This window comes from Erwinia wuhanensis (assembly GCF_030484085.1).
GTDB classification, from domain to species: domain Bacteria; phylum Pseudomonadota; class Gammaproteobacteria; order Enterobacterales; family Enterobacteriaceae; genus Erwinia; species Erwinia aeris.
The window spans coordinates 51,170-64,690 of the sequence record NZ_JAUJUH010000009.1; the positions used below are offsets into that span (position 1 = coordinate 51,170).

Consider the following 13,521-nt stretch of genomic DNA (forward strand, 5'->3'; position numbering starts at 1 on the left):
AGGCAACTAAAACAGCAGCGCGGCAGATTTCCCGCTATGCTGAAGCGAGACAACAGAAGACACCCATGCAAAGCTGTGCTACAAACAAGGCTGTATTTCGTCAGTACTCTACAGACCAGACGAAACGGGACGACATAACGAGCCCGGCACTCAACAGAGAGCCGAATAACTTTCCTGCATGGGAAGCGCTTGACTATTTCAACGCCTGTCAGGGAACTCTGCCCCTGTATTTAGGCACGATAACAACAGAGGATAACAGCGAATGGTTCTCGGCAAACCGCAAACAGACCCGACACTTGAATGGTTCCTGTCACATTGCCATATTCATAAGTATCCATCCAAAAGCACGCTGATCCACCAGGGTGAGAAAGCAGAAACCCTTTACTACATCGTCAAAGGCGCGGTAGCGGTGCTCATCAAGGATGAAGAAGGTAAAGAGATGATCCTGTCTTACCTTAACCAGGGCGATTTTATCGGCGAGCTTGGCCTGTTTGAAGAAGGCCAGGAGCGCAGCGCATGGGTGCGGGCAAAAACGGCCTGTGAAGTGGCGGAAATCTCCTATAAGAAGTTTCGCCAGCTGATCCAGGTCAACCCGGATATCCTGATGCGTCTCTCTTCACAGATGGCGCGCCGCCTGCAGGTTACCTCCGAGAAAGTGGGCAATTTAGCTTTCCTCGATGTGACAGGTCGCATCGCGCAAACGCTATTGAATCTGGCCAAACAGCCGGACGCTATGACCCACCCGGATGGGATGCAGATCAAAATTACCCGCCAGGAGATTGGCCAGATCGTCGGCTGCTCGCGCGAAACCGTCGGCCGTATTCTGAAGATGCTGGAAGATCAGAATCTGATCTCCGCACACGGTAAAACCATCGTGGTCTACGGTACACGCTAAACCGCTCTGATTGCATGGCGCAATGCCTTCGTTGCGCCTTTTCAGCGGGTACAAAGCAATGTGGCGCCGACTCATCTACCATCCCGAAGTTAACTACGCCCTGCGGCAGACGCTGGTGCTTTGCCTGCCCGTCGCCGTCGGCTGGCTGCTGGGCAATTTGCAAAACGGCCTGCTGTTCTCGCTGGTGCCGGCCTGCTGCAATATCGCCGGTCTGGATACGCCCCATAAACGCTTCTTTAAACGTCTGCTGATCGGCGGCGGCCTTTTCGCCTTCAGCAGCTTTCTGGTGCAGTATCTTGGCGACTATGCCGTTCCCCTGCCCATTATCCTGTTTTCCATGGCCATGCTGCTGGGCGTGACCGGCGAAATCAGCCCGCTGCATGGCAGACTGCTGCCCGGCGCGCTGATTGCCGGCATCTTTACCCTGAGCCTGGCCGGTCGGATGCCCATCTGGCAGCCGCCGTCGCTTTATATCCTGGGCACGGTCTGGTACGGCCTCTTTAACTGGTTCTGGTTCTGGCTGTGGAAAGAGCAGCCGATGCGGGAAACGCTCAGCCTGCTTTATCGCGAGCTGGCCGGCTACTGCGAGGCCAAATACAGCCTGCTGACGCAGCTTGCCGACCCGGAAAAAACGCTGCCGCCGCTGCTGGCTCGCCAGCAAAAAGCGGTCGACCTTATCAATACCTGCTATCAGCAAATGCACATGCTGGCCGCCAGCAACGATAATCACCATAAGCGGTTGACCCGCGCTTTTCAGGTTGCGCTGGATTTGCAGGAGCATATCGCCGTCAGCCTGCATCAGCCGGAAGAGGTGCAAAAACTGGTGGAGCAGAGCCATGCCGAGGCGGTGATCCGCTGGAACGCGCAGACCATTGCGGCCAGGCTGCGCGAGCTGGCGGACGATATTCTCTATCACCGTCTGCCGACACGTTTCAGCATGGATAAACAGCTGCAGGCGCTGGAAAAAATTGCCCGCCAGCATCCCGCCAACCCGGTCGGCAACTTTTGCGCCTGGCATTTCAGCCGTATCGCCCGCGTGCTGCGTACCCAGCGTCCGCTTTACCAGCGCGATCTGATGGCGGATCGTCAGAAACGACTGCCGCTGCTATCTGCCATCAGAAGCTATCTGTCGCTGAAATCCGCCGCGCTGCGCACCGCCGCCAGGTTTGCGGTTATGCTCGCTTTCGCCAGCACCCTGGCGCTCTCCTTTAATCTGCCCAAGCCTTACTGGCTGCTGATGACGGTGATGTTTGTCAGCCAGAACGGCTACAGCGCGACCAGGGTACGCATTCAGCACCGTGCGCTGGGCACGCTGGGCGGGCTGGTGGTGGCCGCGCTGACGCTACGCTTTCAGGTGCCGGAATCGGCTGTGCTGCTGGTGATGCTGACGCTGACGCTGGCGGGCTATCTGGTGATCCGCAAATATTACGGCCTGGCGACGATCGGCTTTACCGTGACGGCGGTATATTCGCTTCAGCTGCTGTCGCTGAACGGCGCCGACTTTCTGCTGCCGCGCCTGCTGGATACGCTGATGGGCTGCCTGATCGCCTTTGCCGGGATGATCTGGCTGTGGCCGCAGTGGCAAAGCGGCCTGCTGCGGCAGAATGCGCACGACGCGCTGGAAACCTATCAGGAAGCGCTCCAGAAACTGCTGGGGGACGAAGAGAGTCCGCAGAAGCTTGCCTGGCAGCGTATGCGCGTTAACCAGGCGCACAACGCGCTGTTTAACTCGCTGAACCAGGCGATGCAGGAGCCGGGTTTCGACGCCCGCTACCTGGCCGATATGAAGCTTTGGGTTACGCACAGTCAGTTTATCGTTGAGCATATCAACGCCATGACCATTTTAGCGCGTGAACATACCATGCTGACGCCGCAGCTGGCCGAGCGCTATCTACAGGCGTGCGAAATTGCGCTACAGCGCTGCCAGCAGCGGCTGGAGTATGACGGGCCGAGTTCCACAAATAACGTGCTGGAGACGGATACGCCCTTTCAGCAGGGCGCGACCACGGTGATGGAAAGGCACATAAAGCGGATCCTGGAACATCTTGGCGTGATGCACACTATTTCTTCGTTGGCCTGGAGCAGCCGACCTCATCATGGCCGCTGGCTGTCGCGCCATTTACGGAAATCAGCCTGATGATGCTGAGCAGAAGTTTTTCGGCGCGTGTAAGCGGCCTGGTGCAGACGACGCGCCTGTTTAGCCGGAAGCGCGAGGCTTCCGGCCTGACGAGTTAAGCCAGCAGTTTTTTCACGGCGGTGGCGAAGCGGTTCATGCCCTCTTCGATATCGGTCGGTTCAATGACCAGCGACGGCGCAAAACGGATCACGTCCGTCCCGGCATTGAGGATCATTACGCCTTCGGCGGCGGCGGCGTTCAGAATATCGCGCGCTTTACCGGCATGCTGCGGCTTCAGCGCCGCGCCAATCAGCAGGCCTTTGCCGCGAATGTCGCTGAACAGATCCAGCTGCGCGTCCAGCGCTTTCAGCGCGGCGACAAACTGCTCGCGGCGCGCCTCTACACCGTTCAGCACTTCTTGCGTATTGATGATATCCAGCGCCGCTTCCGCTACCGCGCAGGCCAGCGGGTTGCCGCCATAGGTGGTGCCGTGCACGCCGGGCGCCATCACCGAGGCGATCTCGTTGGTGGTCAGCATGGCGCTGACCGGAAAGCCGCCGCCCAGCGCTTTGGCGGTGGTCAGAATATCGGGCTGGACGCCGTAGTGTTCATACGCAAACAGCTTGCCGCTGCGGCCCATGCCGCTCTGTACCTCATCCAGCACCAGCAGCGCCTGATGCTGGTCGCACAGCTCGCGCAGCCCCTGCATAAACGCCTGAGTAGCCGGCATCACGCCGCCTTCGCCCTGGATAGGTTCCACCACGATGGCGCAGGTATGGTCGTCGATAACCGCTTTTACCGCGTTAAGATCGTTAAACGGCACGTGGACGATGTCCGCCGGTTTAGGGCCAAAGCCGTCGGAATATTTCGGCTGGCCGCCGACGGAAACGGTAAACAGCGTGCGGCCGTGGAAGGCGTTATGAAACGCGATAATTTTGCTTTTAAAAGGCGAATGGCGTTTAGTCGCGTAATAACGAGCCAGCTTAAAGGCCGCCTCGTTGGCTTCCGCGCCGGAGTTAGCGAAGAACACGCGTTCGGCGAAGGTGGCGGTAATCAGCTTGCTGGCCAGGCGCAGCGCGGGTTCGTTGGTGAAGACGTTGCTGGTGTGCCACAGGGTTTCACCCTGCGTTTTCAGCGCTTCCACCAGCGCCGGATGACAGTGGCCCAGCGCGGTAACGGCGATACCGCCGGAAAAGTCGACGTACTCTTTACCCTGCTGATCCCAGACGCGGCTGCCTTTCCCCTTAACCGGCACAAACTGCGCTGGTGCATAAACAGGCAAAATCACTTCATCAAACGTCGAGCGCGTTACCGCTAATTTATCCGCTGCCATTGCCAACCTCATCTTTTTACGTTACAGAGCCACTGAAATTATAATCACAAAATATGCATAAAAAATCACTTTAAGGCAATCAAATTTATTGCCTGAGGAAATTCTTCAGCAGCTGATGCCCCTGCTCGCTGAGGATACTTTCCGGATGAAACTGCACGCCTTCCAGCGGCAAATCACGATGCCGCACGCCCATGATCTCGTCCTTCTCGCCGTCGCGCAGCGACCAGGCCGTCACCTCAAAATCGGCGGGGAGCGAGGCAGCCTCGACGATTAGCGAATGATAGCGCGTTACCCGTAGCGGATGATTCAGGCCGTTAAAAACGCCGCTGTTATTATGCTCAATCAGCGAGGTTTTACCGTGCATTACCTCACGCGCCCGCACAATACGCGCGCCAAAAGCCTGCGCTATCGCCTGATGTCCCAGACAAACGCCAAGCACCGGGATTTTTCCGGCGAAGGCCCGGATAGCCTCCAGCGAGATGCCCGCCTCGTTGGGCGTGCACGGCCCCGGCGAAATCACCAGATGTTCAGGCTTTAGCTCGCTTATTTGCGCCAGCGTCAGCTCGTCGTTACGTCTGACGTGAACATCTGCGCCTGCTTCACAAAAATATTGATAAAGGTTCCAGGTAAAAGAGTCATAGTTATCGATCAGCAGCAGCATACAAGCTCCGGGAAAAAAGAAACGCCGCTATTCTACGCGTTTTCGTCCCGCTCGCTGATGACTTTGCCGAAAGCGGCTTCCAGCAGCGATAAGTCCCCCGCCAGGCTTGCCTTAACGGCCGCCTGCCAGCTTTCGCTGTCGATCAGGCTCCATTGAATGTCGCAACCGGCATGGATAATCAGCTGTTCGAAAAAAAGCCGCTGGGCGCGTCCGTTGCCGCGCAGAAAAGGATGCAGCACGGTCAGCTCGCAGTAGTACCAGGCGAGCCTTTCCGCCATGCGATCCAGCGGCAGATCGGCCAGACCGTTCTCTTCTTCCAGCGCCTGCATCAGCGCGTTGCCTTCTTTCTCGATGTATTCAAAGTGGCAGCAGGGCGTGTCGCCGATGGCGATATCGACTTCGCGCAGCTCGCCCGCCTCCTCCAGCACATCCTGAAAAAGCGCGCGGTGCATGGCGCGCAGATGAGGCAGACCCGGATTGCGCGTGCCCAGTTCGGGCAGGGAACCCGTTAATAAAAAGCTCGCCAGGAAGTTGGTCGGCAGACGCTGCTGCCAGAGCGTATTTTTTTGCTTGTCGGTGAGCTTTCTGGACATGAGTTCTCCTTGAAGGGGGTAATTGCTGCTAAAAGCTTAGCTGATTATCAGCAGCAATCCCCCGACCGGAGCGTTAAGGCAGGATTTTTGCGGAAAGGATCACGACAGGTTTAACCGGCACGTTCTGGTATGGCCCCATATTCTGGGTCGGCACCTGAGCAATTTTATCCACCACTTCCTGGCCTTTCACCACTTTGCCAAAGACGGCATAGCCAAAGTCACGCTGGCCGTGATCCAGGAAAGCGTTATCCGCTACGTTGAGAAAGAACTGGCTGGTAGCGCTGTCTTTATCGGCGGTGCGGGCCATGGAGATGGTGCCGCGCTTGTTCAGCAGGCCGTTATCCGCTTCGTTTTTAATCGGCGCGGCGCCAGGTTTCTGCTGCATATCGGCGGTAAAGCCGCCGCCCTGCACCATAAAGCCCGGGATCACGCGATGGAAAACGGTGTTGTTGTAGAAGCCGTTGTTGACGTAATCAACAAAGTTCTTCGTGGAAATTGGGGCCTTTTGATTATTGAGTTCCAGCTCAATATTGCCAGCAGAGGTGGTCAGCAGCACGTGCGTATCTCCTTTTGCCGCCAGGGCGGAAGCAGAGAGCGTGGATAACGCAAACACGGTGGCGACCGCTGTCAAAGTACGTTTTAACATAAAAGATTCCTTACTTAAGGGCTACAGGCCGAAAGCTGATTGTAAAGAGGCGCTTATCCCTGCGCTAGCGTTTTACCTATTTTTACGCGTGCCGGGCCGACGCAAACGCTTTCGCCAGGCAAAAAACGGTGATATTCATCACGAATATCCTGAAATCGCTGGGGAAACTTGCATTATTTATTTAAGCAGATCACGAATCCAGCTAAACTGCCCGCGCTTAGCGTGAGCGTCCAGCCTCACAATTCTTGACTCCACGGGCCACAACTATGACTAATCGCGATCGAATCGGGCTTACCTGGATCAGCTTTTTCTCCTATGCGCTAACCGGCGCGGTAGTAATCGTCACCGGTATGGTATTGGAGAATATTGCTGACTATTTTCATCTGCCAGTTGCGCAGATGAGCAACACCTTCACCTTCCTGAACGCCGGCATTTTAGTCGCCGTGTTTCTTAACGCCTGGCTGATGGAAATCATTCCTCTGCGCCGACAGCTGATTTTCGGCTTCGTGCTGATGGTGCTCGCCATACTGGGGCTAATGACCAGCCACTCGCTGAGCGTCTTCTCGCTCTGTATGTTCGTGTTGGGCGTGGTCAGCGGCATCACCATGTCGATTGGTACTTTCCTGATCACCCATCTGTACGAAGGCCGTCAGCGCGGTTCGCGCCTGCTGTTTACCGACTCCTTCTTCAGCATGGCGGGCACTATTTTTCCCATTATCGCCGCCGCGCTGCTGGCGCGTTCGCTGCCGTGGTACTGGGTTTATGTCTGTATCGGCGTGATCTACCTGGCTATTTTTGTGCTGGCGCTCTGCTTTGAGTTTCCCGTGTTGGGCAAAAAAGCCGCCGTTCAGAACGTGGAAAAAGAGAAATGGGGCATCGGCGTGCTGTTCCTGTCTGTCGCCGCGCTCTGCTACATCCTCGGCCAGCTTGGCTTTATCGGCTGGGTGCCGCTGTACGCCACAAAAACCATGGGCATGGATCTGACCCAGGCTGGCGCGCTGGTCGGCAACTTCTGGACCGCCTATATGATCGGCATGTGGGCGTTCAGCGCCATTCTGCGCTTCTTCGATCCGCAGCGCATCGTCACCGTACTGGCGCTGCTGGCGACGGCGCTGATGTACTGGTTTATCAGCAGCAGCGACGCCAGTATGCTGAAGTGGATCATGATGAGCCTGGGCTTCTTCTCCAGCGCCATCTACACCACCATCATTACGCTGGGATCGCTCCAGACTAAAGTCTCTTCGCCAAAGCTGGTGAACTTTATTCTGACCTGCGGCACCGTTGGCACCATGCTGACTTTCGTGGTCACCGGCCCGATTGTGGATAAGCACGGCGCTCACGCGGCGCTCTCTACCGCTAACATGCTGTACGCGGTGGTGTTCGTGATGTGCCTGCTGCTGGGCTTCGTCAGCAAACACAAGCTGCACGGGCATATGTCCTCGCACTAACGGGAAAGGCCGGGAAACCGGCCTTTTTTATTAGCGCCGAAAATCCACTTTTTCGCTCTCCGCTAAATAAATTGTGCTCGCCGCAGGCTGCGTTTGTGCAATCACCCTTCCCTGACGGATCGAATAACGCGTCGGCACCTGACGCCGCAGCGCATCAAAACCGTTCTCCGCAGGCAGGATAATCAGGTTGGCGCTGTTGCCGCTCTGAATGCCGTAATCCTGCAGCTGTAGGGTTCTGGCGCTGTTATGCGTAATCAGCTTAATGCCTTCATCCAGCTGGCCATACCCCATCAGCTGACAAACATGCATCCCCATATGCAGCACCTGAAGCATATTGGCGGTGCCGAGCGGATACCAGGGATCGAAAACGTCATCGTGGCCAAAGCAGACGTTGATCTCCGCCTCCAGCATCTCTTTTACCCGCGTTACGCCGCGCCGTTTGGGATAGCTGTCGAAGCGTCCCTGAAGATGGATATTCACCAGCGGATTGGCGACAAAATTAATGCCGGAAAGCTTCAGCAGCCGAAACAGACGCGAGGTATAAGCGCCGTTATAAGAGTGCATCGCCGTGGTATGGCTGGCGGTGACGCGGGCGCCCATTTTCTCGCGCAGCGCCAGCGCGGCGACGGTTTCCACAAAGCGCGACTGTTCGTCGTCGATTTCGTCGCAGTGCACGTCAATCATGCGCTGATACTTCTGCGCCAGCGCGAAAGTTTTATGCAGCGACTCCACGCCATACTCGCGCGTAAATTCAAAATGCGGGATAGCGCCAACCACGTCCGCGCCCAGCCGCAGCGCCTCTTCCAGCAGGGCTTCGCCATCGGGGTACGAGAGAATGCCCTCCTGCGGAAACGCGACGATCTGGATATCGACCCAGGGTGCCATCTCGCTTTTCACTTCCAGCATGGCCCGCAGCGCGGTAAGCGAGGGATCGGACACGTCTACGTGCGTGCGCACATGCTGGATACCGTTGGCGATCTGCCATTTCAGCGTCTGCCGCGCGCGGGTTTTGACATCTTCATGATCCAACATCGCTTTGCGCTCTGCCCAGCGCTCAATGCCTTCAAACAGCGTACCGGATTCATTCCAGGCCGGTTCGCCTGCGGTCTGGGTGGTATCAAGATGGATATGCGGCTCAATAAAAGGCGGAAAAGCCAGCCCGCCCTCCGCATCCAGCGATCCTTCCGGCGCGGCGCCGTGCGACTGGGGCGAGATCGTGGCGATTTTGCCGTCGCGGATAGCAATCTGCCAGAGTCCCTCACGCCACGGCAATCGCACATGGTGAATGCTTTTTAATGGAATAGCCTGCATAAACACGCTCCTGAACGTCGGTGGTTTTTTTAACCATACCATCCTTTGTGGCGGAGCGAGACGGGAGCAATACCAGTAAAATCCATAACTTACTTAAAAAAGCTTAAAAATCATCACTCTACCCATAAAGGGGTATTTAAAAACTGGCTTGATATACATCAATAACCCTGGAGTTTTGCGCGCTATTGTAGCGGCATTATTTTGTAATGTGAGGCACAAATGCGCACCCGACTCGTTATTATTGGCAACGGCATGGTAGGGCATCGCCTGCTGGAAGAGCTGGCCGAAAAGGCCGCGCCGGAGCAGTTCGACATCACGGTTTTTTGCGAAGAGCCTCGCGTGGCTTACGATCGCGTGCATCTCTCCGCTTATTTCACCCATCACAGCGCCGAGGCCCTTTCGCTGGTGGCGGAAGGCTTCTGCGAAAAGCATAAAATAAGCGTGCTAACTGGTGAAAAGGCCTTAACAATCGACCGCCAGGAAAAGGTGGTGTATTCCGACCAGGGCCGCGCGGTGAGTTACGATAAGCTGGTGCTGGCGACCGGCTCTTATCCCTGGGTGCCGCCAATTGCAGGCGCCGACGGGAACAGCTGCTTTGTTTATCGTACGCTGGACGATCTGGACGCAATCGAAGCCTGCGCCCGTAACAGCCGTAGCGGCGCGGTGATCGGCGGCGGTCTGCTGGGGCTGGAGGCCGCCGGCGCGCTGAAAAATCTGGGCATGGAAACGCACGTGGTGGAGTTCGCGCCCGTGCTGATGGCGGAACAGCTCGATCCGCTGGGCGGAAAGCTGCTGCGGAAAAAAATCGAAGGAATGGGCGTTGCCGTTCATACCAGCAAAAATACCCGACAGATTATTGACGGCCCGTCAGGCGGAAAAATCCTGCAGTTTGCGGATGAAAGCCAGCTGGCGGTCGATTTTATCGTGTTTTCCACCGGCATTCGCCCGCAGGATCGTCTCGCCAGAGAAGCCGGCCTTGCCATTGGCCCGCGCGGCGGCGTAATGATTGACGACAGCTGCCGCACTACGGATGCAGATATTTACGCCATTGGCGAATGCGCCGCCTGGCAGGAACGCGTGTATGGCCTGGTGGCGCCGGGCTACAAAATGGCGCAGGTTACGGCAGACAGCCTGCTGGGTCGGGAGAACGCCTTTACCGGCGCGGATATGAGCGCGAAGCTCAAGCTGCTGGGCGTGGACGTCGGCGGTATCGGCGATGCGCACGGCCGGACGGAAGGCGCGCGCAGCTATCTCTACCTGGATGAAAACAAAGAGGTCTATAAGCGTCTGGTGGTCAGCGCGGACAATAAAAAGCTGCTGGGCGCGGTGCTGGTGGGCGATACCAGCGACTACGGCAATCTGCTGCAGCTGATGCTTAACGGCATCGAACTGCCGGACAACCCCGACACGCTGATCCTGCCCGCCCATGCGGGAAGCAAACCGGCGCTGGGCGTGGATTCGCTGCCGGAAACGGCGCAAATCTGTTCCTGCTTTGACGTCACCAAAGGCGACCTGGTGCTGGCGATCCACAACGGCTGCCATACCGTGGCGGCGCTGAAGGCGGAAACCAAAGCCGGCACCGGCTGCGGCGGCTGCGTGCCGCTGATGACCCAGGTGCTGAACGCCGAGCTGAGCCGCCAGGGCATTGAAGTTAACAGCCACCTTTGCGAACACTTTCACTATTCCCGCCAGGAGCTGTATCACCTGATCCGCGTGGAAGAGATCCAAACCTTTGAGCAGCTGCTTAGCAAATATGGCCAGGGCTATGGCTGCGAGGTCTGTAAACCCACGGTAGCGTCATTACTTGCCTCGTGCTGGAACGATTATGCCCTCCAGCCTTCGCTGGTGCCTTTGCAGGACAGCAACGACAGCTTTCTTGGCAATATTCAGAAAGACGGCACCTACTCCGTGATCCCGCGCTCTGCGGGCGGCGAGATCACCCCAGCCGGGCTGATAGCCATTGGCGAGGTTGCCAGCCGCTACGGCCTTTACACCAAGATCACCGGCTCGCAGCGCATCGGTCTGTTCGGCGCGCAGAAAGACGATCTGCCCGCCATCTGGCAGACGCTGATCGAAGCCGGTTTTGAAACCGGCCACGCCTACGCCAAAGCGCTGCGCATGGCGAAAACCTGCGTGGGCAGCAGCTGGTGCCGCTTCGGCGTCGGCGACTCTGTGGGGCTGGGCGTGGAGCTGGAAAACCGCTACAAGGGCATCCGCACGCCGCACAAGATGAAATTTGGCGTGTCGGGCTGCACCCGTGAATGCTCGGAAGCGCAAAGCAAAGATGTCGGCATCATCGCTACGGAAAAAGGCTGGAACCTTTACGTCTGCGGCAACGGCGGTATGAAGCCGCGCCACGGCGATCTGCTGGCGGCGGATCTGGATCGGGACACGCTTATCCGCTATCTGGATCGCTTTATGCTGTTTTATATCCGCACCGCCGATAAATTGCAGCGCACCTCGCTGTGGCTGGAGAGCCTGGACGGCGGCATCGACTATCTGCGCCAGGTCATTATCCACGACAAGCTGGGCCTCAACGCGCAGCTGGAGGCCGACCTGGCCCGCCTGCGCGAGCGCTTCGTCTGTGAGTGGCAGGCAACCCTTGCGCAACCGGAGCGGCTTGCCCGCTTCCGCCACTTTATCAACAGCGACAGCCGCGACCCGCTGGTGCAGAGCGTGCCGGAGCGTCAGCAGCACCGGCCCGCGCGGCCCGAAGAGCGTATTCCCGTTGTTATGGAGGAACAGCCATGAGTCAGTGGCATAGCGTTTGCCCTTTAGAAAGTATTCAGCCCGCCACCGGCGTTTGTGCGCTGGTGGCGGGGGAACAGGTTGCCCTGTTTCGCCCTCGCGCCGATGAAGCGGTGTTCGCCCTGAGCAATATCGATCCCTTTGCCCAGGCCAGCGTGCTCTCACGTGGCCTGATTGCCGAGCACCAGCAAAGCCTGTGGGTTGCCAGCCCGCTGAAGAAGCAGCGTTTTCGCCTGAGCGACGGCCTCTGTATGGAGGATGAGAGCAGCTCGATCCCCGCCTGGCCCGCCAGAGTCCGCGACGGCATGGTGGAAGTGGCGATATAAGCCCTTCTCTCTTTTTCACGGCCGCGCATTGCGGCCCTTTTTTATTGCGAGCCTCCTGTGAACTGGTTTCCTCTTTTTTGCGACCTGCGCCATAAGACCGTCCTGCTGGTCGGCGGCGGCGCCGTGGCCGAGCGCAAAGCGCGGCTGCTGCTGAAGGCTGGTGCGGATGTCCGCGTCTGCGCCACGCATTTTTCCTCCCCCTTTTACGAATGGCAGCAGGCCGGGAAGGTGACGCTGCGGGAAGCGCGCTTCAGCCCTGAACACCTTGACGGCTGCTGGCTGGCAATAGCGGCGACGGACAGCCATGAGGTCAATCAGCAGGTCAGCGACTACGCCAGCGCCCGGCAGATGTTCTGCAACGTGGTGGACGCGCCCGCCCGGGCCAGCGCCATCATGCCTTCCGTGGTCGATCGTTCGCCGCTGATGATTGCCATTTCCAGCGCTGGCGACGCGCCGGTGATGGCTCGCCTGCTGCGGGAAAAAATCGAAGCGCTGTTGCCGCAGCATTTGGGCAAAGTTGCCGCGTGGGCGGGCGCGTTACGACCACGGGTAAAATCAACCTTTAACGAAGCCGGGCAGCGCAGGCGCTTCTGGGAAAAACTGTTCCACCACGACCGGCTGGCGCAAACGCTCGCCAACAGGGACGATAAGCAGGCGGAAAAGCTGACGGAAGCGCTGTTTAACGAGCCGCTGGCGCAACAGGGCGAAGTGGTGCTGGTCGGCGCCGGGCCAGGCGACGCGGGCCTGCTGACGCTGAAAGGGCTACAGCAGATCCAGCAGGCGGACGTGGTGGTTTACGATAGGCTGGTATCTGAAGAGGTGCTGGAGCTGGTCAGGCGCGATGCGGAAAGGATCTTCGTCGGTAAACGCGCGGGCTATCACTGCGTACCCCAGGAGGAGATCAATCAAATCCTGCTGGAGCAGGCGGGCCAGGGAAAACGCGTGGTGCGGCTGAAAGGCGGCGATCCCTTTATTTTTGGGCGCGGCGCGGAGGAGCTGGAGGCGCTGTCCGGATCGGGCATTCCTTTTTCCGTGGTGCCGGGCATTACCGCCGCGTCGGGCTGCTCGGCCTACAGCGGCATCCCGCTTACCCATCGCGATTATGCGCAGAGCGTGCGGCTGGTGACCGGCCACGTGCAGAAAAACGGTGAGTTGGACTGGCAAAACCTGGCGGCGGAGCGGCAGACGCTGGTGTTCTATATGGGTCTGACGCAGGCGGCGGAGATCCAGCGGCAGCTGCTGGCGCACGGTATGAGCGGCGGGATGCCGGTGGCGCTGGTGGAAAACGGCACCTCGACCCGACAACGCGTTGTGGCAGGGCAGCTGAGCGAGCTGGCCGAGCTGGCCACGCAGGCGCAAAGCCCGTCGTTGATTATCATCGGTCGGGTGGTGGCCTTACGCGAGCCGCTGCGCTGGTTTTAGACAGCCCATAAAAAACGGCGCC

11 protein-coding genes are annotated in these 13,521 nt (G+C 58.3%); 6 read left to right on the top strand and 5 right to left on the bottom strand.

The window, feature by feature from the left end:
• Positions 1-262 precede the first annotated feature (262 nt).
• Complete coding sequence (gene crp / locus QZH36_RS19160) at positions 263-895, top strand: cAMP-activated global transcriptional regulator CRP (protein ID WP_017803012.1); 633 nt, start codon at positions 263-265, stop codon at positions 893-895.
• 58 nt (positions 896-953) lie between these two features.
• The gene (locus QZH36_RS19165) at positions 954-3,032 is read left to right on the top strand and encodes a YccS/YhfK family putative transporter (protein ID WP_253457687.1); all 2,079 of its coding nucleotides are present in this window, start codon (positions 954-956) and stop codon (positions 3,030-3,032) included.
• 94 nt (positions 3,033-3,126) lie between these two features.
• Here QZH36_RS19165 and argD read toward each other — a convergent pair whose 3' ends face one another.
• The 4 genes from argD to ppiA all read right to left on the bottom strand — a co-directional run bounded on the left by argD (position 3,127) and on the right by ppiA (position 6,244).
• Positions 3,127-4,344, bottom strand: a complete 1,218-nt coding sequence (gene argD / locus QZH36_RS19170; RefSeq protein ID WP_301730895.1) for a bifunctional acetylornithine/succinyldiaminopimelate transaminase — start codon at positions 4,342-4,344, stop codon at positions 3,127-3,129.
• 85 nt (positions 4,345-4,429) lie between these two features.
• Positions 4,430-5,005 (bottom strand): aminodeoxychorismate synthase component II, encoded by a 576-nt coding sequence (locus QZH36_RS19175; RefSeq protein WP_253457682.1) that lies wholly within the window; start codon positions 5,003-5,005, stop codon positions 4,430-4,432.
• A gap of 32 nt (positions 5,006-5,037) precedes the next feature.
• Positions 5,038-5,598, bottom strand: a complete 561-nt coding sequence (locus QZH36_RS19180; protein WP_301251824.1) for a putative adenosine monophosphate-protein transferase Fic — start codon at positions 5,596-5,598, stop codon at positions 5,038-5,040.
• A 73-nt stretch (positions 5,599-5,671) separates the two neighbouring features.
• On the bottom strand, positions 5,672-6,244 hold the full coding sequence (ppiA, locus tag QZH36_RS19185; RefSeq protein WP_253457676.1) for a peptidylprolyl isomerase A: 573 nt from the start codon (positions 6,242-6,244) through the stop codon (positions 5,672-5,674).
• Positions 6,245-6,510: 266 nt separating this feature from the next.
• Between ppiA and tsgA the strand changes: the two genes are divergently transcribed.
• Entirely contained in the window at positions 6,511-7,692 is a 1,182-nt protein-coding gene (gene tsgA, locus QZH36_RS19190; RefSeq protein WP_253457673.1) for an MFS transporter TsgA, read from the top strand.
• A gap of 30 nt (positions 7,693-7,722) precedes the next feature.
• Here tsgA and QZH36_RS19195 read toward each other — a convergent pair whose 3' ends face one another.
• Positions 7,723-9,003: a cytosine deaminase gene (locus QZH36_RS19195; RefSeq protein ID WP_301730896.1), complete on the bottom strand. Its 1,281-nt coding sequence runs from the start codon at positions 9,001-9,003 to the stop codon at positions 7,723-7,725.
• 219 nt (positions 9,004-9,222) lie between these two features.
• Between QZH36_RS19195 and nirB the strand changes: the two genes are divergently transcribed.
• The 3 genes from nirB to cysG are packed head-to-tail and all read left to right on the top strand — an operon-like array spanning position 9,223 to position 13,499.
• Positions 9,223-11,754 (top strand): nitrite reductase large subunit NirB, encoded by a 2,532-nt coding sequence (gene nirB, locus QZH36_RS19200; protein ID WP_301730897.1) that lies wholly within the window; start codon positions 9,223-9,225, stop codon positions 11,752-11,754.
• Positions 11,751-12,077, top strand: a complete 327-nt coding sequence (gene nirD / locus QZH36_RS19205) for a nitrite reductase small subunit NirD (protein WP_301730898.1) — start codon at positions 11,751-11,753, stop codon at positions 12,075-12,077. The genes nirB and nirD overlap by 4 nt, the downstream gene beginning before the upstream one ends.
• 57 nt (positions 12,078-12,134) lie before the next feature.
• On the top strand, positions 12,135-13,499 hold the full coding sequence (gene cysG / locus QZH36_RS19210; RefSeq protein ID WP_301730899.1) for a siroheme synthase CysG: 1,365 nt from the start codon (positions 12,135-12,137) through the stop codon (positions 13,497-13,499).
• Positions 13,500-13,521: the final 22 nt, after the last annotated feature.

Excerpts from the sequence above, each read along its gene's own strand:
- crp (WP_017803012.1), top strand. The coding sequence starts at position 263 with ATGGTTCTCGGCAAACCGCAAACAGACCCGACACTTGAATGGTTCCTG.
- QZH36_RS19165 (WP_253457687.1), top strand. The coding sequence starts at position 954 with ATGTGGCGCCGACTCATCTACCATCCCGAAGTTAACTACGCCCTGCGG.
- argD (WP_301730895.1), bottom strand. The coding sequence starts at position 4,344 with ATGGCAGCGGATAAATTAGCGGTAACGCGCTCGACGTTTGATGAAGTG.
- QZH36_RS19175 (WP_253457682.1), bottom strand. The coding sequence starts at position 5,005 with ATGCTGCTGCTGATCGATAACTATGACTCTTTTACCTGGAACCTTTAT.
- QZH36_RS19180 (WP_301251824.1), bottom strand. The coding sequence starts at position 5,598 with ATGTCCAGAAAGCTCACCGACAAGCAAAAAAATACGCTCTGGCAGCAG.
- ppiA (WP_253457676.1), bottom strand. The coding sequence starts at position 6,244 with ATGTTAAAACGTACTTTGACAGCGGTCGCCACCGTGTTTGCGTTATCC.
- tsgA (WP_253457673.1), top strand. The coding sequence starts at position 6,511 with ATGACTAATCGCGATCGAATCGGGCTTACCTGGATCAGCTTTTTCTCC.
- QZH36_RS19195 (WP_301730896.1), bottom strand. The coding sequence starts at position 9,003 with ATGCAGGCTATTCCATTAAAAAGCATTCACCATGTGCGATTGCCGTGG.
- nirB (WP_301730897.1), top strand. The coding sequence starts at position 9,223 with ATGCGCACCCGACTCGTTATTATTGGCAACGGCATGGTAGGGCATCGC.
- nirD (WP_301730898.1), top strand. The coding sequence starts at position 11,751 with ATGAGTCAGTGGCATAGCGTTTGCCCTTTAGAAAGTATTCAGCCCGCC.